The 19,448-nt window shown below is 56.2% G+C and carries 14 protein-coding genes; 7 read left to right on the top strand and 7 right to left on the bottom strand.

What is annotated here, in order from left to right:
• Positions 1 to 380 precede the first annotated feature (380 nt).
• Positions 381 to 1,865 carry a SulP family inorganic anion transporter gene (locus PLU01S_RS06515; RefSeq protein WP_026004090.1) on the top strand — a complete coding sequence of 495 codons (1,485 nt, stop codon included), beginning with the start codon at positions 381 to 383 and terminating at the stop codon, positions 1,863 to 1,865.
• Positions 1,866 to 1,902: 37 nt separating this feature from the next.
• Positions 1,903 to 2,751 carry a universal stress protein gene (locus tag PLU01S_RS06510; RefSeq protein ID WP_074822734.1) on the top strand — a complete coding sequence of 283 codons (849 nt, stop codon included), beginning with the start codon at positions 1,903 to 1,905 and terminating at the stop codon, positions 2,749 to 2,751.
• Here PLU01S_RS06510 and PLU01S_RS06505 read toward each other — a convergent pair.
• From PLU01S_RS06505 to PLU01S_RS06490, 4 genes are all read right to left on the bottom strand, one after another.
• Positions 2,734 to 3,150, bottom strand: a complete 417-nt coding sequence (locus PLU01S_RS06505; protein ID WP_019366882.1) for a VOC family protein — start codon at positions 3,148 to 3,150, stop codon at positions 2,734 to 2,736. The two genes, PLU01S_RS06510 and PLU01S_RS06505, sit on opposite strands and share 18 nt — an antisense overlap.
• A gap of 48 nt (positions 3,151 to 3,198) precedes the next feature.
• Positions 3,199 to 4,509, bottom strand: coding sequence for an MFS transporter (locus PLU01S_RS06500; RefSeq protein WP_074822738.1), 1,311 nt, complete (start codon positions 4,507 to 4,509; stop codon positions 3,199 to 3,201).
• Between the two features lie 184 nt (positions 4,510 to 4,693).
• On the bottom strand, positions 4,694 to 7,228 hold the full coding sequence (locus tag PLU01S_RS06495) for a sulfite reductase flavoprotein subunit alpha (RefSeq protein ID WP_074822742.1): 2,535 nt from the start codon (positions 7,226 to 7,228) through the stop codon (positions 4,694 to 4,696).
• A gap of 120 nt (positions 7,229 to 7,348) precedes the next feature.
• Entirely contained in the window at positions 7,349 to 9,592 is a 2,244-nt protein-coding gene (locus PLU01S_RS06490; RefSeq protein ID WP_074822743.1) for a TonB-dependent receptor, read from the bottom strand.
• Positions 9,593 to 9,771: 179 nt separating this feature from the next.
• On the opposite strand from PLU01S_RS06490, the gene PLU01S_RS06485 reads away from it, so the two are divergent.
• Together PLU01S_RS06485 and PLU01S_RS06480 are read left to right on the top strand one after the other, a co-directional pair.
• A complete protein-coding gene (locus tag PLU01S_RS06485) occupies positions 9,772 to 10,452 on the top strand; it encodes a Fe2+-dependent dioxygenase (RefSeq protein ID WP_074822745.1) in 681 nt (226 codons plus the stop codon).
• Between the two features lie 2 nt (positions 10,453 to 10,454).
• Positions 10,455 to 11,273 (top strand): tetratricopeptide repeat protein, encoded by an 819-nt coding sequence (locus PLU01S_RS06480; RefSeq protein WP_074822747.1) that lies wholly within the window; start codon positions 10,455 to 10,457, stop codon positions 11,271 to 11,273.
• Between the two features lie 41 nt (positions 11,274 to 11,314).
• Here PLU01S_RS06480 and PLU01S_RS06475 read toward each other — a convergent pair whose 3' ends face one another.
• Positions 11,315 to 12,478, bottom strand: a complete 1,164-nt coding sequence (locus PLU01S_RS06475; protein ID WP_010797224.1) for a type III PLP-dependent enzyme — start codon at positions 12,476 to 12,478, stop codon at positions 11,315 to 11,317.
• Positions 12,479 to 13,057: 579 nt separating this feature from the next.
• Here PLU01S_RS06475 and PLU01S_RS06470 point away from each other — a divergent pair.
• The 3 genes from PLU01S_RS06470 (at position 13,058) to PLU01S_RS06460 (ending at position 16,294) form a co-directional block, all read left to right on the top strand.
• Positions 13,058 to 13,249, top strand: coding sequence for a hypothetical protein (locus PLU01S_RS06470; protein ID WP_019366888.1), 192 nt, complete (start codon positions 13,058 to 13,060; stop codon positions 13,247 to 13,249).
• Between the two features lie 271 nt (positions 13,250 to 13,520).
• Positions 13,521 to 14,573 carry a glycoside hydrolase family 5 protein gene (locus PLU01S_RS06465; RefSeq protein WP_010797222.1) on the top strand — a complete coding sequence of 351 codons (1,053 nt, stop codon included), beginning with the start codon at positions 13,521 to 13,523 and terminating at the stop codon, positions 14,571 to 14,573.
• A 137-nt stretch (positions 14,574 to 14,710) separates the two neighbouring features.
• A complete protein-coding gene (locus tag PLU01S_RS06460) occupies positions 14,711 to 16,294 on the top strand; it encodes a peptide chain release factor 3 (protein ID WP_074822753.1) in 1,584 nt (527 codons plus the stop codon).
• Positions 16,295 to 16,341: 47 nt separating this feature from the next.
• Here the strand turns inward: PLU01S_RS06460 and PLU01S_RS06455 are convergent, their stop codons facing one another.
• Complete coding sequence (locus PLU01S_RS06455; protein WP_074822756.1) at positions 16,342 to 17,895, bottom strand: alkaline phosphatase D family protein; 1,554 nt, start codon at positions 17,893 to 17,895, stop codon at positions 16,342 to 16,344.
• Positions 17,896 to 17,987: 92 nt separating this feature from the next.
• Entirely contained in the window at positions 17,988 to 19,370 is a 1,383-nt protein-coding gene (locus tag PLU01S_RS06450; protein ID WP_083397838.1) for a chloride channel protein, read from the bottom strand.
• Positions 19,371 to 19,448 lie beyond the last annotated feature (78 nt).

The following is a 19,448-nucleotide window of genomic DNA, read 5'->3' as shown; positions in this document are numbered from 1 at the left end:
TGCTCTTTTGGGAACTTTCGCAGAGCACTTCTGTCAGAGGCGCGCTCCGAAACTTCTGATTTTGTTATCGGCCTAATACAGCAAGTCTTTAATGCTGTCTGCACCTTTTTACATTTTGTGTTAAGGTCGCTCCCTCGTTTATTTTGAAGGCTGAAGACAGGTCTGATGACACTGCTTAACCCTCTTTGCTGGCTGCCTACGCCGCCATAGCGCTTTCCCCTCCTCGCCTGTACCGCTGACGTTGGAAGCACTCGTCAGTGCGGTATTTGCTGCGCGCCTTTCAGGCCCAGCACTTGTCTTTTTTCAACGTGTCATAACCCATGGGCTTCGCATGCCGTCTGCTCGGCGTGCGGGTTTTGGCTTTTGCTTTGGTACCTGCAATGCTGCATACCCTCAAGAATCACTGGTTCTACAATCTGCGCGGCGACATTCTTGCCGGCCTGGTCGTTGCTCTTGCGCTCATCCCAGAGGCCATCGCCTTTTCCATCATTGCTGGCGTTGATCCGAAAGTCGGCCTGTATGCGTCCTTCTGTATCGCGGTGACCATCGCCTTCGCAGGGGGTCGTCCCGGCATGATCTCGGCAGCGACAGGCGCGACTGCCCTGCTCATGACCACCCTCGTGCGCGATCATGGCCTCCAATACCTGCTTGCCGCTACGCTGCTGACTGGCGTTATCCAGATCATCATCGGCTTTCTGAGGCTGGGCTCGCTGATGCGCTTTGTCTCGCGCTCCGTAGTGACCGGCTTCGTTAATGCATTGGCTATCCTGATTTTCATGGCGCAACTGCCTGAACTGACCCATGTCACCTGGCATGTCTATGCCCTGACAGCGGCTGGCTTGGGCATCATTTATCTGTTTCCTTACGTACCCACGCTAGGCAAGTTCATTCCCTCGCCACTGGTCTGCATCCTGCTGCTGACGGCCCTCTCGATGTATCTGGGTCTTGATGTACGCACCGTAGGGGACATGGGTGAACTGCCTGACAGCCTGCCGGTATTTCTCCTGCCTGACGTGCCGCTCAACCTGGATACCCTGCTGATCATCCTCCCCTACTCGGCTGCCATTGCCGTGGTAGGCCTGCTGGAGTCCATGATGACTGCCACTATCGTGGATGACCTGACCGATACGTCTAGCGACAAGAACCGTGAATGCAAGGGCCAAGGGCTGGCCAATATCGTTTCGGGTCTTCTGGGCGGAATGGCAGGCTGTGCGATGATCGGCCAGTCCGTCATTAATGTGAAGTCTGGCGGTCGCTCCCGGCTATCCACTCTCGTAGCTGGAGTCTTCCTGCTGATTCTGGTGGTTTTCATTGGGGATTGGGTCTCGCGCATTCCCATGGCTGCACTGGTTGCCGTCATGATCATGGTCTCTATCGGCACCTTCAGCTGGGACTCCATCCGTAACCTGAAAAAATACCCCCTATCCACCAATATAGTGATGCTGGTCACCGTGGCTGTGGTGGTTTTCACGCATAACCTCGCCTTTGGTGTGCTCACCGGTGTACTGCTGGCTTCGCTGTTTTTTGCCAACAAGGTGGCGTTCTACCTGACGGTAGAGAGTCGACTGGAAAATGGGCAAAAACGGATCTACGACGTAAAGGGGCAGGTTTTCTTCGCATCGACTACTCGTTTCAACGCAGCATTCGACCTGAAGGAAGCGGTTTCCCATGTAGTGATCGACCTGACCCATGCCCACTTCTGGGACATTACAGCGGTTTCGGCACTGGATAATGTCGTTCTCAAGTTCCGTCGGGAAGGTGCGCACGTGGAGGTCATTGGCCTGAACCAGGCCAGTGCTACGCTGGTCGACCGCTTTGGCATCCATGACAAACCGGACGCGGCCAACAAAGTGATGGGCCACTAGGTATCGCGTTTTGAATGCTACTGATCGAGGAACAGTAATGAACAGGATCATCGCCTGTATCGATGGCTCCCCTGCTACACGAGGTGTTTGCGATTATGCTGCCTGGGCCAGCCTGAAGCTGGGTACCCCCATACATCTGCTGCATGTGCTTGACCGTAAACATTATCCTGCCGATTCTGACCTAAGTGGCACTATCGGGCTGGGCAGTCGGGAGCACCTGTTGGACGAGCTGGCCAGACTGGATGAGAAACGCAGGGGGCTAGGTCTCAAGCAAGGGCAGCTTCTACTGGAAGCGGCTCAGGAGCATGTTACCAAGCTGGGCGCTCAGGAAACCGATACGCTGCAGCGGCACGGAGACTTTCTCGATACGCTGCGGGATATGCAGGCGCAAAGCGCTCTTTTCGTCATGGGTCGACTGGGCGAGGAAACCCCACCGGCGCGGCTGATCGGTAGCCATCTGGAAAGCGCAATCCGCACCCTGACCCGCCCGATCCTTGTGACACCGGTAGCGTTTGAGATCCCTCAGCGCGTCATGCTGGGCTTCGATAACAGCAACAGTGCGCGAAAGGCACTAGAGCTTATGGCCGAAAGCCCGCTATTTCGGGGTTTGGAATGCCATATCGTGACCGTCGGAAAGGATAACGCCGAAAATCGTCAGCCTCTTGAAGATGCAGCCACTATCCTGCGCTCTGTGGGTCTGAGCGCTGTGACCGCCATCGTCGAAGGCGATGTAGAGCTTGCGCTTGAGAAGTACCGCAAACAGCAGGAAATTGGCCTGACGGTCATGGGCGCCTACGGACATTCCCGGTTACGACACTTCTTCATGGGTAGCAATACCGGCAATATGCTGCGTACGGCCGGCGGCGCCTTACTGGTGGTGCGCTAACGGCAGCCCTTCGGCATGAACAAAGCATAACTTGTTGCCCTCAGGGTCGCGGCAGTACGCGCCATAGTAATCTGGCGCGTACTGTGGCCTTAGCCCCGGAGCGCCTTCATCGGAGCCGCCATGTAACAGCGCCTGACGCCATGCGGCATCCACTTTGGTCTGTGAGGGGACCGCAAAACTTACCTGCGTTCCGTTACCCACCGAAGCGGGTTTTCCATCAAAGGGAAACTGGATAAAGAACTGCGGCCATCGCTGCCCGGGATACTGCCAGCCAGCACCCTCGGGACCACCGTCTTGCTCGTTGGGCATACGAATCATGCCAAGCTCGCTCAAAACCGCGTTGTAAAAGGCCGTCATGCGTGACAGATCATGAATGCCAAGCTGGATGTGACTGAACATGGACGCCTCCATAACCAGGACTTCTTTCAGCCTAGCAGCAGGTTGACCTCAGCGGTTCACCACCTTGGCCGGCAGCGCCAGTACAAGCAGGCAGCTGAGCAGCAGCGAACCAGCAAAGCACCAGAGCGCTACGGCGCTGCTATGCGTCAGATCCAGCACAAACCCCATCAGCGAGTTGCTGACCAGACCCGCAATGTTGGCTAGCGAACAGGCCAGGGCAAAGCCGGTCGCAGCCGCTGTACCCTTGAGAAAGGTGGCCGGCAGGCTGAAAAAGACCGGGACGGCGCCAATGATCGCAGCCGAGGCGATTCCGAACAGCAGCACCAGCATCATGACGTCCTGGGAGAAGAAGGTACTCATGGACAGCGCAGCAGCCCCTACGATGAACGGCACGATGATGTGCCAGCGGCGCTCCCGAAAACGGTCCGAGCTTGCGCCAATGGCCAGCATGCCGATCAGCCCCATGAGGCTAGGAATGGCGGTAAGCCATCCGATATGCACAGTATCGGCTACCCCAGCGCCCTTGATGAAGGTTGGCAGCCAGAACCCCATGGCATAGGCACAAAGCAGAATTGAAAAATCGATTCCGCCCAGCATCCAGACCTTGATGTCCCAGAATCCGTCGCGAAAACGATAGGGCGTATTGGGTCGATCAGACTCATCTTCCTCAAGCTTCTGCAACAGCACCTGTTTCTGTTCTGCGCTCAGCCAGGCGGCTTCGCTGATGGTGTTGGGCAGCACCCAGAAAGTCAAAATACCCAGAACCACTGTAGGCACGGCCTCCAGCAGAAAGAGCCATTGCCAGCCCTGCAAGCCGTTGACCTGATGGAAATGGCTCATGATCCAACCCGAAATCGGCCCGCCAATCAGGCTCGACAGCGGCAGACCAATCATGAACAGTGCAATGACGCGGCTTCGTCGATAAGTAGGGAACCACTGGGTCAGGTAAAACAGAACACCAGGCAAAAAGCCCGCTTCGGCCGCCCCTAGAAGAAAACGTAAGAGGTAGAACTGCCACGCCTCGGTCACAAACATCGTGGCGCCCGACAATAACCCCCAGGTGATCATGATTCGGGCAATCCAGATACGGGCGCCGACACGCTCCAACACTAGGTTACTGGGCACCTCGAACAGGATATAGCCGACGAAGAAGAGCCCTGCCCCCAACCCGTAAGCCGTCTCGGAAAGATGCAGCTGATCAAGCATCTGCAATTTTGCAAAACCGATGTTGATACGGTCCAGATAGGCGGCCAGGTAACAGAAACAGAGAAACGGAATGAGTCGCCAGATAACAAGACGGTAAGTGCCCGCCTCGTCAGCGTTGTGAGGCTGGGTAGAACCGTGGCGCACGTCCGACATACACACTCCTTCTAAGCGAATGCCAGGGCCCACGCCCTGGCAGACAGACTGGAAGCTGCTTCTCAAGGAGCATCACTATCGCTATGGATGTGGCCTTCCGAGAGGCCGGAGAGCTTATCGATTTATAGGCAAAGCGCAACTGGCCACTTCCTGCCTGTAAATGGAAATGGCCAGCGGCTATCCGTCAATAAACGTCCCGCTTGTAGCGCCCCTCCTCCTGCAACCGCTCCAGGCCCGATTCGCCCAGGATCTCAACCAGGGCGGCATGTACACCTCGCGCCATGCCCTGCAAGCTGCCACAGACGTAAATGACCGCGCCTTGCTCGACCCAGGCTCGGACGTCTTCTGTGGATTCCAGCAAGCGATCCTGAACATATACCTTGTCTTCCTGATCACGGGAAAAAGCCAGATCAAGCCGGGCAAGTTGCCGATGCGCCAGCCAGTGCTCCAATTCGTCCTGGTAGAAGAAATCATGCTCACGATTCCGCTCACCGAAGAGCAGCCAGTTCCGGCTGTGTCCTGCGTCGATGCGCGCCTTGAGCAGTGCCCGTAAGCCGGCTATCCCCGTGCCGTTGCCAATAAGGAGCGCAGGCCGATCGTCATGAGGCATATGGAACGCGGAATTAGGTCTTAGGCGTGCCATCAGGTGCCCACCCTCTGGAGCATGGGTGGTCAGCCAGCCAGACGCGATACCCAACTGCCCACTTCGTTTGCGCTCCTGGCGAATGATCAGTGACATAGTCCCCTCAACGGGCAGGGATGCAATTGAATACTGCCTGACCGCCAAAGGCAGCAGCGCCTCAACCAATCCCTGTGCGTGCATGCCTACCATCTGGTGCACGTCCTCAGGCAGAAAACGTGTTGCCAATGCCTGATCCAACGGCAACTCGATCCCGTCCAGCCATACAAGGGAATCTGGAGAAAGTCCCAATGGACTTAGCCATTCCTGTACGAATGACACAGGATAACGCGGCAGTATTTCGATAAGGTCGCCGGCTGCCCACGAGCAATTTGCCGGCATTTGGAGATCGACCCTGAAGACGGGCCATCCCTGCCCTCTGGGGTTCAAGCACTGACGGGCCGACAGGTGATAATCCTGGAACGGAGCAGTAGCTGGTTGGATATGCGCCACGGCACCCAACTCGCCCAGGCGAGACTGCCATAGACCCAAGGCAACCTCATCGTCCCGGTTTACCTCAACCGTATCGAACAGACTGTGAGCGCCCTGCCCGCTCAGCCAGCGCTGTAGACGTCGTCCAAACGCACAGAAATCCGGGTATTGCCGATCCCCCAGCGCCAGCACACCGTAGGAGAGCTGCTTCAGGGATATCGCCTGCCGCAACACGGCGCGCTCGAATTTGCGGGCATTATCTGGAGCCTCGCCATCACCAAAGGTACTGACGATAAATAATGCCTTGCGAGCCGCCGTCAAGGCATCAGAATTGAGCTGAGCCAGCGGCTTTACCGTTGCTGGCTGGCCTGCAGCCTGTAGCTGGCCGGCGGTTTGCCAGGCCAGTTGCTCCGCCAAACCACTCTGACTGGCAAAGCCGATCAACCAGGGCTCATCCCCTGTTGCCGTAGGTATGACTTCGCGACGAGCCTGGCGAATCCCCTTTTTCTTTCGGCGGCGATCCAGATAGAGCAACCAGCCCGTGATAAAGAACAAGGGCATGGCGAGGCTGGCTAGAAACATTAGCAGCCGCCCCGGCAACCCGAAGTATTCTCCCGTGTGCAGCGCATAGATGCTGCCCAGCAGCTGCCCGCCGATGCTCTTGTCAGCGTAGCGCTCATGGCTGCGGACCGCGCCGGTTTGCGGATCCAGGTCCAGCTTGTTGAGTGCTCGTAGATGATCGGCATTCTGAAGGCGATAAAATACTGTTGCCGGCTGACCGGCTGCCGAGGGCAGGCGTAAGGTATAACCTTCCAGCGTCGGACCGGCCGCTTGCTGCACGCTTGCCCAAAGGGCCTCATGATTGATGATGGGTGGCACCCCGTTTGGCTGAGGACGTTCCGGCCTGCCGCCTTTGCGCTCGCCTCGCTGCTCGGCAGGCGCATCATCCAACAACCGGATCAGGCCGTTGCGGTACCACTCGTAGGACCAGAAGAGCCCCGTGAGCGCCGCCAGCAGATAGAGCATAAGGCACCAGGTGCCTGCGACAGCATGCAGGTCCCAATTGAAGCTGCGCCCTTTACGGGCCCAATCCAAGGTCAACCAGGCGCGCCAGCTGGCAACCTGTTTAGGCCAGCGAAGATAGAGACCGGACAGACAGAAGAATACGAGCATCAGGGTACAGGCACCCACAATCGCCTTGCCGGTTTCACCCACAGCAAGAAAACGATGCAGACGCAGCATGAGCCCGAAGAAGTCGGCACCAATCGGCTCACTCAATACCTCGCCGGTATAGGCATCAACAAAGCGCATAGGTCCGCGCCGCTCCCCTGGCGGGGGCTCGAAAAATACGCGAACATTACTGTTGAGCACAAGATCGGCCCATAGTCCGGTTACCTTTTTACCCTCGTATGCCTCGACGCGCTTGATAAGCTCATAAGGTGCCAGCGCCTTTCCAGCCATTCGCTCCTCTACCGCTGCAGAACGATTGATCAGGTTCGATATCTCCGGCTCGAACGAATACGCAGCGCCGGTCACGCCGATGATGACCAGCACCAGTCCTGCCGTGATGCCCATAAACCAATGCAGCTGGAAGAGAAGCTTTTTCATTTAAATCACTCGATCCACGAGCCATTCAAAAACCAGAACGCGTGAGCCATCTGCGCCTGGCAGGTAAGAGATATCCATACAAAAAGCCCGGCTCACAGGAGCCGGGCCATGCCTTTTCCATCAGAAATGGAAGTTGGCACTCAGGAGCGCGGTACGTCCGGGCGCTACGTGCGCCATATGGGTTGAGTACACCTGGTCGAAATAACGCTTGTCCGTCAGGTTCTGTACATTCAGCTGCAGATCCAGATTCTTCGTCACGCGGTAAGCCGCCATCGCATCGTAGCGCGTGTAGGAGGGAATGTAGGTCGAGTTGGCCGTATTACCGAACTGACGATCCACATACGTAGCGCCACCCCCCACTGTGAAATCCTGAGTGACATCATAAGTTGTCCACAGAGTGAAGTTATTTTCCGGTGTCTGAGGCATCTTATTGCCTTCATCGGAAGTGGTGGTCGACTTGCGGATCTCGCTATCCAAGTAGGTGTAACCGCCGAATACTTTCCAGTGAGGCGTCAGCTTGCCACTGAAGCCCAGCTCCACGCCCTGGACACGCTGCTCGCCGTCCAATACCTGAAAAGAGGTGCTCTCGGCGCTGGCGACTCGGGCATTGGTCTTGTCTGTACGAAACACGGCAGCATTAAGCGAGAGCGCTTCATTGAAGAAGTCCCACTTGGTCCCGATTTCATAATTACGGTTACGTTCGGGCTCAAGACTCGTATTGCTTGCAGAAAGCTCTACGCCCCCTTCGCCAGCGGTCTCACCAGAAGGATTGCTTGAAGTCGACCAGGCGACATAAATGCTGCCATTGGGTACTGGCTTATAGACGATCCCAGTTTGGTAGTTCCAGAAGTGCGATTTGTTTTCGCGCTTGAAATTACCCGCTACGGCTCCGCGACCACCCGTCGTGTAACCACTCGAGCGCGTTTCAAAATCATCGTAACGCAGCCCCAGATTGATGGACCACTGCTCGTTGAGCTTTAGCGTGTCGAATACATAACCCGCTGCGGTTTTGGTGTCGGTATCGGTGTAAGACTCGCCTTCAGCGTAGGTGCCTGCCCAACCATCTTTCGGTGTAGGGTTGTATAAACTGGTGCAGTCACCGCTGGCCAGGAGCGCAGCGTTACACGTTGATCCCGATGCGCTGGAGTTAAACGTGTAAGGACGGTTATGCACGTCCTCATAACTGAACTCCATACCGGTTACCAGCGTGTGCTCAATACCTGCCGTATTGAACAGAGATTTGAGCTCGGTCTGGTTGACCCATCCTTCGGATACGGAGTTACGGCTCTTGGGCGAACGGTAGACATAGCCATTGGCCACGTTTCCACGGCTGTCATCCGGGTTGGACGCTACATAATCCAGCGTAGTACGTACCATGCGGAAGCTGTTGGACAGCGTCAGGTTATCGTTCAGGTCATGTTCTATACGGAATGTGCCGCTATCCGTCTTGCTTTTCCGGTAATCACGGCTAGAACCGTACCAGTTATCCTTGTCCACATGAGCCGGACGACTTGGATTCGCTTCGCTGCGATTGACGTTGGTCAACGGTATACCGTAATCAGGCGTGTCGTCTGTATCCAGATGATAGTAAGAGAAGGTCGCACGCGTGGGCGTGCCAAGGCCAAAACTGATCGAAGGCGCTACACCCCAGCGGCTGACGTCCGGACCATCACGTCCGGCCACATTGGCGTCATGCTTCATTAGATTCAAACGGAACGCAGCGTTATCCGTGATCATCTGATTCACGTCGAGCGTGGTACGGCGCGTCTGATCGGACCCATAGGTAAAGCCGCCGTTCACAAAATTCTGCAGCTTGGGCGTCTTGGTAATCAGGTTCAGGCTACCGCCTGTAGAACCCGCACCGGTATAAGCCGAGCCTGGCCCCTTGCTGACTTCAATCTGCTCCAGATTGAAGATCTCGCGCGTCTGGGAGGCTACATCGCGCATACCATCGACAAAGGTATCGCTTTCAGCATTGAAACCGCGGATGAACGGTCGATCGCCTTGAGGATTTCCCCCCTCGCCAGCGCCGAAAGTAATACCAGGCACAGTCCGCAGCGCATCGGTCAACGACAGCGCACCCGTGTCGCGGATTACCTGTGCAGGCACTACCGTCACAGACTTAGGCGTATCACGCAGCGGCGCCGTGTACTTGGACGATGCCGACTCCTGAACACTATAGCTGCCCTCTTCATCCCCCAGGACAGTAGTGCTGCTCAGGTCCAGTACGCTCGACCCCTTGGCGGTACTTTCCTTGGCGGGCGCCTGTTGAGCAAGCGTAGTGCCGGAAAAAGCCGTTATAGCCACACCTACCGCTGAAACTAATAGTTTAGGCGCAACGCCCGACTTACTTTGACGCGTCATTTTCTAGTTATTCCCCACGAACGAAGGCGCGGAAAATATACGCAAATACGAATTAGTATCAATAGTATTTTAGAGTATTCTGGATTATTAAAGACGGCTAGCAGTTCTATGCTGTACTTTTTGCAAAAATCCTGAGAATGACTATCATTAATAGCTTTTTATGCTCGTCGGAGCGCGTCATGCTGCTAGCCATACCCCAGGTCTTTACTGCTGAAGAAACGGCTCGTATCCGAGAGGCGCTTGAACAGACCCAGTGGAGTGATGGAAAAATCACTGCCGGACATCAATCCGCCAAGGCCAAGCACAATCTTCAACTTCCCGAAGACCATCCGTTGACCCGTGAAATCGGCGAAGCGATCGTCCATCGGCTCTGGCAGCATCCCCTATTCATGTCTGCGGCACTGCCCCACAAGATCTTCCCGCCCTTGATCAACTGCTACACCGCCGGCGGCTCATTCGACTTCCATATAGACAACGCCGTACGCAACGTGAAAAACAGCGTCGAGCGCGTCAGAACCGATATCTCGACCACAGTGTTTTTCAGTGATCCCGACAGCTATGACGGCGGAGAACTGGTGATTCAGGACACCTACGGCACACAGCGCGTAAAGCTAAAGGCAGGCGACGCCGTGCTCTATCCGGCCACCAGCCTGCACAAGGTGGAGCCGGTGACTCGAGGCACTCGATATGCCTCGTTTTTCTGGACTCAGAGTCTTGTTCGCGAAGATAGCCAGCGGGCCCTGCTGTTCGAAATGGACACAGCCATTCAAAACCTGACCCGCGACGTCCCTGATCATCCTTCACTGGTTCAGTTGACCGGGACCTATCACAACCTGCTACGCCGCTGGGTAGACGTATAACCATGGCCTACGTCTTGAGGCGACAGGAAGTTCTCGAAAACCAGGCGCTGGAACAGGCACTGGCATCGGATAATCCCAGGGAGGCGGCCCGTGTCATCCTGACGGCTGCCAAGGCCGGCTCGCCAGATGCCCAGGCCATGCTAGGCCAGATCCTGCTGGAGGGCCGCGGCATTGCACAGGACGCTAGCCTCGCATTGATCTGGTTCACTATCGCTGCCGATCAAGGCCACACGATGGCGCTCAACATGGTAGGACGTTGCCGCGAACATGGCTGGGGCTGCGAGCAGGATGCCCACGCAGCAGCCGAGGCCTATCGTCAGGCCGCTGAACAGGGCCTGGACTGGGGCATGTACAACTATGCCAATCTGCTGGCGACAGGACGCGGTGTCTCCCGTAACGAGCACAGCGCCTTTTTATTCTACCGACGAGCCGCTGAGCTGGGCCATGCCAAGTCCATGAACCTCGTTGGACGCTTCTACGAAGAGGGCCTTGTCGTTACACGGGATACAAAGGTTGCACATGACTGGTACAAGCGGTCGGCAGAGGCAGGCGATTTTCGCGGTCAATATAGCTATGCGGCAGTGCTGGCAACAACGGGTCGCCTTGAGGAAGCCCAGCACTGGTTGAAGGAAGCCTTGAAGACCGGCAACCTCAATTTTTTCAGGGCCAGCCGGCAAGGACTGTTGGACTCCGACCATGAAGCGCTGCGCCTGATTGGGCTGAGCTATTTCGAGCGCGCCGCCGAATTGGGCGACGAGACGGACCAAGCGGCCCTTACCAGAGCCCAGAGCAAGCGCTACGATACGCCCCTTACCGTCTGAATGATAAAAACCCGCCGAAGCGGGTTTTTTATGGGCGCTATTTAGAGGTAATAGGCCTTGAGTGGAGGGAAGCCATTGAATTCCACAGCACTGTAGCTGGTGGTGTACGCCCCGGTAGACAACCAATACAGACGGTCACCGCTGGCAAGGTTCAGTGGCAAACCATACTTGTAGTGTTCATACATGATGTCGGCACTGTCACAGGTAGGGCCGGCAATCACGACCTCTTCCATCTCACCCTTCTTCTCGACCCAGATCGGAAACTTGATGGACTCGTCCATGGTTTCGATCAGACCGGAAAATTTACCTACGTCGGTGTATACCCAGCGCTCGACGGCGGTGCGCGATTTGCGCGACACCAGTACCACTTCGCTCACCAGAATACCGGCGTTGGCAATCAACGAACGACCGGGCTCCAGAATGATTTCCGGAAGTTCATCGCCAAAGTCTTCCTTCAGAAAGCGGATGATCTCTTCAGCATAGGTTTCGAGGTTGTTGGTCTTGGCAATATAGTTTGCCGGGAACCCGCCGCCCATGTTGATCATCTTCAGGACGATACCGTCTTCTTCACGCAGGCGCTCGAATATCACCTTGACCTTGGCGATGGCCGCATCCCAGACGTCGATATCACGCTGTTGCGAGCCAACGTGGAAGGAGACGCCGTAAGGCACAAGGCCTAGCTGGCGGGCCAGGATCAGGAGGTCCAGTGCCAGATCAGTCTGGCAGCCAAACTTGCGTGAAAGCGGCCAGTCAGCAGTATTGGAGCCTTCGGTCAGAATCCGCACATAGATCTTCGATCCCGGCGCGGCCTTGGCAATATTACGCAGGTCAGCCTCGGAGTCGGTGGCGAACATCCGCACACCCTTCTCGTAGAAATAGCGAATGTCCTTGGCTTTCTTGATCGTATTGCCGTAGCTGATGCGGTCAGGACTGACGCCCGTGCTCAGTACCTTGTCCAGCTCATAGATGGACGCGATGTCGAAATTCGAGCCCTTGTCGCGCAGGAGCTCAGTAATCTCGATGGCTGGGTTTGCCTTAACGGCGTAATAAATTTTGGCAAACGGGAAATTGTTCACCAGATCATCGTAGGCTCTGGAAATGGTGGCTTTATCGATTACGACAAAAGGCGTTTCATGCTGGTCAGCGAAGGACTTCATTCGCTGGAAGGTCTCGCGCGAGTAGTAATCTTCGACCTGGATGGACATGCGTCGGACTCCCAATGGCAGAACAAATGGATTCGTAGGGGTATTGCTGAACGCCTAATCCGTTTCCCCACTTTGGTTCGCCTACTTCCCAAGGCACGTCGCCGAAAGCAAAAAGGTCAACATGTCTAGAGCGTTGACCTTGCTGTCTCGTCGTCAGTACTTGAGCCGGATGGATCGTTTCCAGCATGGACGTTCGGGCGCGAACTTTAGGACTACACGCCCGCAAGATCAATCAAAAATCCCATACGACTGTCTGATTTACCTCGATCCGGTACGAACCCTCCTCGTAAAACCGACCGGCCAGGCGAACCGATGTTCCAAAATCCGTCAGGATTCCTCTGCAATTGAGAGAACCCGTTCAAGCCAGATAGGCATTTTCAACAAAGATTGATTTTTGCGAGAGAGTGCTAACCAGATTTGGATACTGCCGCTCACCAAAAAGATGAAAGAAATATGGCAAGGCGTAAACTTTATTAAGACGCACAGGTCTTCGTGTGTCGCCATGCAGTGCCTTACATCACGGAAGGATATGGCCAAACTCCAACAATATGTTTTGCTTCATTTCATAGGGAAATCAAAATGTTTGGCATCGAAGTCGACGGCTCGGTAGAGCCTCCATCATTCATCAACTCGTTGCAGGTTGCCTTGAAGGAAACCTGGGCGGTGCTCTACGCCCATGGCGGAGTCATTGCCGAATTCGATAACGAGCAGGATGCACGTGAGGAGGCTGAGCGCTGGACAGGAGTCTGCTTCCGTCTGGATGCCTGCTAAGCGCCAGGCTTGAAAGCCTGTGTCCTGAGTCCGGCTCAGGCTTTCAGCTTAATGGCTTTTTAACGCTTATCGAGTTTACTTCCCGCTCCTATCGCTGTACGTATTTTCAATAAAGCCATAGGCAATCACATTTTTACGTCAAACCCCGCCGGCCCCCTTGTCAATCGACCTGCTCAAAGAGCACGTTTGACGGGTTTTGCTATTAGGCTATCCATGTTAACCCTGCAGGTACAGTTCTGGCCTGCCCATTACGCTTATGGCACTTATTTCGATGAATAGAACCGGGCGAATCAAACGCAACCTCAAGCGATATGCCTTTCTAGCATTCGCTCCCCTGCTCATGAGCCATACCGCCTCGGCGGCCGATTACCCAGCCGAGATGATCGGTCTGAATTTCTCGGGTGCCGGCTTTGCGGCGCAGGTGCTTCCGGGTGTGAACGGTACCAACTACTTCTTTCCTGACGACTCCTACTTCAGGCGCTGGGGCTATCGCGGGATTCGCGTCGTACGTTTCCCGATCACCTGGGAGCGCCTGCAACCCAAGCTCAACGGTGAGCTGGACACTCAGTACGCTGACCTGATCAGCCAGACGCTGGACTCGGCCAAGCGCTACAAGATGCAGGTCATTCTGGACCTGCACAACTACGGGCGTTACCGCGACCAGATCATTGGTTCGGAGAGCGTACCCTACGAGGCTTACCAGGACGTCATGGAGCGGATCGCCAAAACCTGGAGCAAGCACCCTGCCCTGCTGGGCTACGACATCATGAACGAGCCGCATGATGTGGAAGACCACTGGGACACCGCGGCCCAGTACGGCATCGATGGCATCCGCTCCGTCGATAAGAGCCGTCCGATCGTGATCGAGGGCAACTTCTGGTCAAGCAGCGCGCGCTGGCCTGATGTAAACAAAGGCCTGCTGAACCTCAAGGATCCAGCGGACAATCTGATTTTCTCGGCTCATGTGTATTTCGACGCTGATGCCGGTGGTCGCTACGAATCCAAAGACACTAGTCAGCTTGATCCCATGATTGGCGTCAAACGTGTTCAACCTTTTATTGACTGGCTCAAGGCCAATAACAAGAAAGGCCACATTGGTGAGTTTGGTGCACCAGGGGATGATCCCCGCTGGATGAAGGTCATGGATAACATGCTCTCGCACCTTCAGAAGGAATGTATCCCAGCTACATACTGGGCAGCAGGTCCGGGCTGGGGCGACTATTCCCTCTCCATCGAACCCCGGGATAACAAGGAGCGTCCGCAGTGGGCAATTCTCAAGAAGTATGTGAAACACTCGGGCTGCTCGGAAATAGGGCCTAAATAAACCGCTGGCAGGGTGGCCCAGTGCATCAGAGCCACTCTGCTGAACAAGACTCGTCTGAAAAGCCAAAAGGCCTGAACCTACAGGCCTTTTGGCTTGCTATAATCGCCGGTTTAAGTATCCACCGGACATCAGCCTCCATGACCAAGCAGGCCGCCGAAGTCGCCAAGCGGCGCACTTTCGCCATCATTTCCCACCCGGACGCCGGTAAGACCACCATCACCGAGAAGCTCCTCCTGATGGGGCAAGCCATTGCCGTGGCCGGAACCGTTAAATCACGTAAATCCGACCGCCATGCCACCTCCGACTGGATGGAGATGGAAAAGCAGCGTGGTATCTCCATTACCACGTCGGTCATGCAGTTCCCCTATCGCGAGCACATGATCAACCTGCTCGACACGCCCGGTCACGAAGACTTCTCGGAAGACACCTACCGCACCCTGACGGCGGTCGACTCTGCCCTGATGGTGCTCGATGGCGGTAAAGGCGTTGAGCCCCGCACGATTGCCCTGATGGACGTCTGCCGTCTGCGCGATACACCCATTGTCAGCTTTGTGAACAAGCTGGACCGTGACATTCGCGATCCGATCGAGCTGCTCGACGAGATCGAAGCTGTCCTGAAAATCAAGGCGGCCCCGATTACCTGGCCGATTGGCTCCTACCGTGATTTCAAAGGGGTGTATCACCTCTCCGAAGACAAGATCTTTGTCTATACCCCTGGCCACGGCCATGAGCGTATCGCAACCCGCGTCATTGAAAAGCTGGACTCGGACGAAGCCCGTACTCACCTGGGTGACCTGTACGATGATTTCGTCGAGCAGCTCGAACTGGTTCAGGGCGCGTGCCATGAATTCAATACAGATGAATTTTTAAAGGGCCAGATGACACCGGTCTTCTTTGGTACAGCCCTGGGCAACTTCGGTGTCGATCACGTCCTGGACGCGGTCGTGGACTGGGCGCCACAGCCGCTTTCGCGCGCGACCAACGAGCGTGACGTACAGCCGGTCGAAGAGAAATTCAGTGGTTTCGTATTCAAGATCCAGGCAAACATGGATCCCAAGCACCGTGACCGGATTGCCTTTATGCGGATCTGCTCCGGCAAGTATGAAAAAGGCATGAAACTGCGCCATGTGCGGATCGGCAAGGACATCAAGATTGCTGACGCCCTGACGTTCTTCTCTTCCGAGCGTGAACAACTGGAAGAAGCCTTTGCAGGCGACATCATCGGCTTGCACAACCACGGCACCATCCAGATCGGCGATACCTTTACCGAAGGTGAGAGCCTCGGCTTTACCGGTATTCCGCACTTTGCGCCTGAACTGTTCCGCCGCGTACGCCTGAAGGACCCGCTCAAGTCCAAGCAGCTCCGCCAGGGCCTGCAGGAGCTGGCAGAGGAAGGCGCGACCCAGGTGTTCTTCCCCGAGCGCAACAACGACATCATTCTGGGCGCCGTCGGTGTGCTGCAGTTCGACGTCGTTGCCAGCCGCCTGAAGGAAGAATACAAGGTGGAATGCGTCTACGAGCCGATCAACGTCTGGTCTGCCCGCTGGATCGAATGCAGCGACAAGAAGAAACTTGAGGAATTCAAGAACAAGGCCATGGAGAACCTGTCCGTGGATGGCGGCGGTCACCTGACCTACCTTGCGCCGACTCGTGTCAACCTGAGCCTGATGGAAGAGCGCTGGCCTGACATAAAATTCCGCGCGACGCGGGAACATCACTAAGCATGAGGCAAAGGGCTGATCATTCAGCCCTTTGTTTTACAGCCTGATTAAACAGCCTGAAGCGTCTTTTCGAATACCGCCTTTCCATCCAGATCTCGCAGGGTCACGGTCAGATCACCGCTGTGCCCTTCGATATTGACCTCGCCAAAGAATTGGAAGCCCGACAGCGGCGAGCTGTTGGCTACCGGTGGCGCCTTCACAAACACGGCCTCCGGCCCGAAAGTGTTGTCCAGCTTGTTGGGCCCGAATGCACCGGCATTGAGGGGGCCTGCCACGAACTCCCAAAAGGGCTCGAAATCCTGGAAGGCTGCCCGGTTGGGGTGGTAGTGGTGAGCCGCACAGTAGTGCACATCTGCAGTCAGCCAGACCGTATTGTTGATATTCCACCGGCGGATGTAACGTAAGAGCTCTGCAATTTCCAGTTCGCGACCCAAGGGTGCACCGCCGTCGCCATTGGCAATGGCTTCCCAACGAGGCATTCCTGCTGCATCTACCCCATCAGGGACTTCCAGGCCAATGGGCATGTCTGCCGCAATGACCTTCCAGGTAGCCGTAGACTCCGTGAGCCCCTGCTTGAGCCACTCGAGTTGCGTGCGCCCCATGAAAGCAGTGTCTGGCCCCTCATTGGGTTGCAGGTTGGTGCTGTTCCCGCCCCGGTAGGTCCGCATGTCCAGCACGAAGATATCCAGCCGAGGACCGTAGCTGATCTTGCGATAGATGCGTCCGGCATCATCACGCTGTTGCAGCCGCATGGGGGCATATTCCAGATACGCCTGACGCGACCGCCTGGCCAGTACGTTGATGTCCTTTACGGTGTAACGGTCATCCAGCACTTTAGTAGAAGACCAGTTATTGGTGGTCTCGTGGTCATCCCACTGCCAGATCTGCGGGACTTCAGCATTGAACCGACGGACATTTTCGTCCATCAGGTTGTAGCGATAATTGCCACGATATTCATCGACCGTCTCGGCAACCTTGCTCTTGGCCTCTGTGGTGATGTTGCGCCAGACCTTGCCTTCCACCGTCGTGGTCTTAGCTTCTAGCGGGCCGTCTGCATAGATGGTATCGCCACTGTGCAGGAAGAAGTCCGGCTGTCGGCGACGCATGGCCTCATAGATGCGCATGCCACCGATATCGGGGTTGATACCAAATCCCTGCCCGACCGTGTCGCCGCTCCAGACGAAGCGGATATCGGTACGATGCGTCGGTGCGCTACGCAAATGTCCAAAGACAGGCTCGCTCTGCGCACCGCTGTAAATATCTTCGAAACGAACCCGATAGAAAATGGATTGATCAGCGGGAAGTCCGCGCAAGTCCATGCGCGCAGTGTAATCCGTGTCGGCTGTCACCACAGGCGAAACCATTCGGCGCAGATGGCGAAAGCTCTCCTTGGTGTCCCACTCGACGATCATCCGCGCCGGACGATCACAGCGGCTCCAGACAATGGCCCGGTTGCCCTGAACATCACCTGACTGAACCCCTTCAAGCATCAGCGGACGCTGCTTGGCGCCGGCGATCACGGCAGGTGCCACTCCCGGCAGCAGCAGTCCAACGCCCAGCCCCTGGATCAGGCGCCGTCTTCCATTATCGAACGTGCTCATCATGCGCTCCCACGATTATTGGAGCGAATGGGTTTAGCGAAAACGCCTGACAACACTGTGACAGTCTGAAGAACAGCTGTTACGGTGTGATCTCAATCACACTTGGTAGGCTTCGACGCTTCAGGCTCCACCGCATGCAGGATCTGTTGAGCCAACGCATGATAAAGCGAGGTGGGCGAAAGCCAGCCAGACACACCATTCGCCAGCAGACACGTCGCCAGCACAGGGATCGCCATGTCAGGGCTGTGGGCCAGCTCCAAGGTAATGACAGTCGAGGTGAGCGGTGTCCGGGTAACGCCCGTGAGGTAGGCCGCCATGCCCAGAAGCGCACCGGTCTGCAGGGTGACATCAGGCAGCCAATCGACCAGCCAGGGCGCAAAGCTGGCGCCTACCGTGAGCGAAGGCGAAAAGAGCCCGCCGGGAATGCCTGCCAAATAAGAAACCACGTTGGCCAGAAATTTCCAGATGAGAAAGTCCTGATCGGTTATAGGGTGCCCTTCCAGAATGGCACGTGTTTCCTCGTAGCCGGTACCAAAGACATGCTGGCCGGACAGTGCCCCTAGACAGGCGACCAGTAATCCACAGACGGCGGCAAACCGAACCGGGAAGCGTGAGCGGATAGCGCCCAACCTTCCAAGCCAGCCGTGGGATGTTGGAATGACCAGCCGTGCATACCCCCCACCCAACAGGCCGCCTGCCAGCCCGCATATGACTACCGCCACCCAGGCATCGCCCCAGGGCAGGCTGGCACTGATAACGCCAAAATAGGTATAAGGCCCGACCAGACCCAGCGTGACCATACCGCCAATCACCACAGCCGTCAGTACCAGCCCGCTGAAGCGCTGCTCGAAAGTATGGCTCAACTCTTCGATGGCAAACACCACGCCTGCTAGCGGCGTGTTGAATGCGGCAGCAATGCCTGCGGCACCACCAGCGAGGATCAGTCCGGAAACCGTCTTTCGCTCGTACAGGCCCAGCCGCCGACCAAAGCCATACAGTACCGAGGCGCCCAAATGTACGGTTGGCCCCTCGCGACCAACCGAGGCCCCCACTAGCAGGGCAAGCAATGTCAGTATCATCTTCGCGAGTGCGATCGGCCAGGCCAACACTGCCGCCCTGAACTGACCAGAGGGCTTTTCCAGCGCTGCAATCACTTGTGGAATGCCGCTTCCCCTGGCATTACGCAGCCACCCCTGTGTCAGCCAGACCAACAGGGCAAATCCTGCGGGTGTCACCAACCACGGCCATAAGTGGCTGTGATTCAACAGACGCTGAAAGAGCTGAAAGGCATGATCAGCCAGCCACGCAAAAGCCAGCGCCAGTAAACCCACCAGCAGCGCGCCGACCCAAAACGCCAGGCGTTGCCGAATGGAGCGAAACCGTTGATGGCGCTGTTGGGGTGCTTGAGATGCCGCAGCGCGGTGTGTAGATGTTTCCCTGTGGTCAGGGGCAGCAGGATCGCTCGAGTCGCTCATAAGCACATAAAATAGGTTGGCCCAGCAATTGTAACAAAGTATTTAAGGATACGTTGGGTGGTTCGACTGCCTGAAGAC

The sequence above is a fragment of the Pseudomonas luteola NBRC 103146 genome, assembly GCF_002091675.1.
GTDB classification, from domain to species: Bacteria; Pseudomonadota; Gammaproteobacteria; order Pseudomonadales; family Pseudomonadaceae; genus Chryseomonas; species Chryseomonas luteola.
Note: the sequence above shows the minus strand (reverse complement) of the source record. Positions and strands in the feature narration are given on the sequence as shown.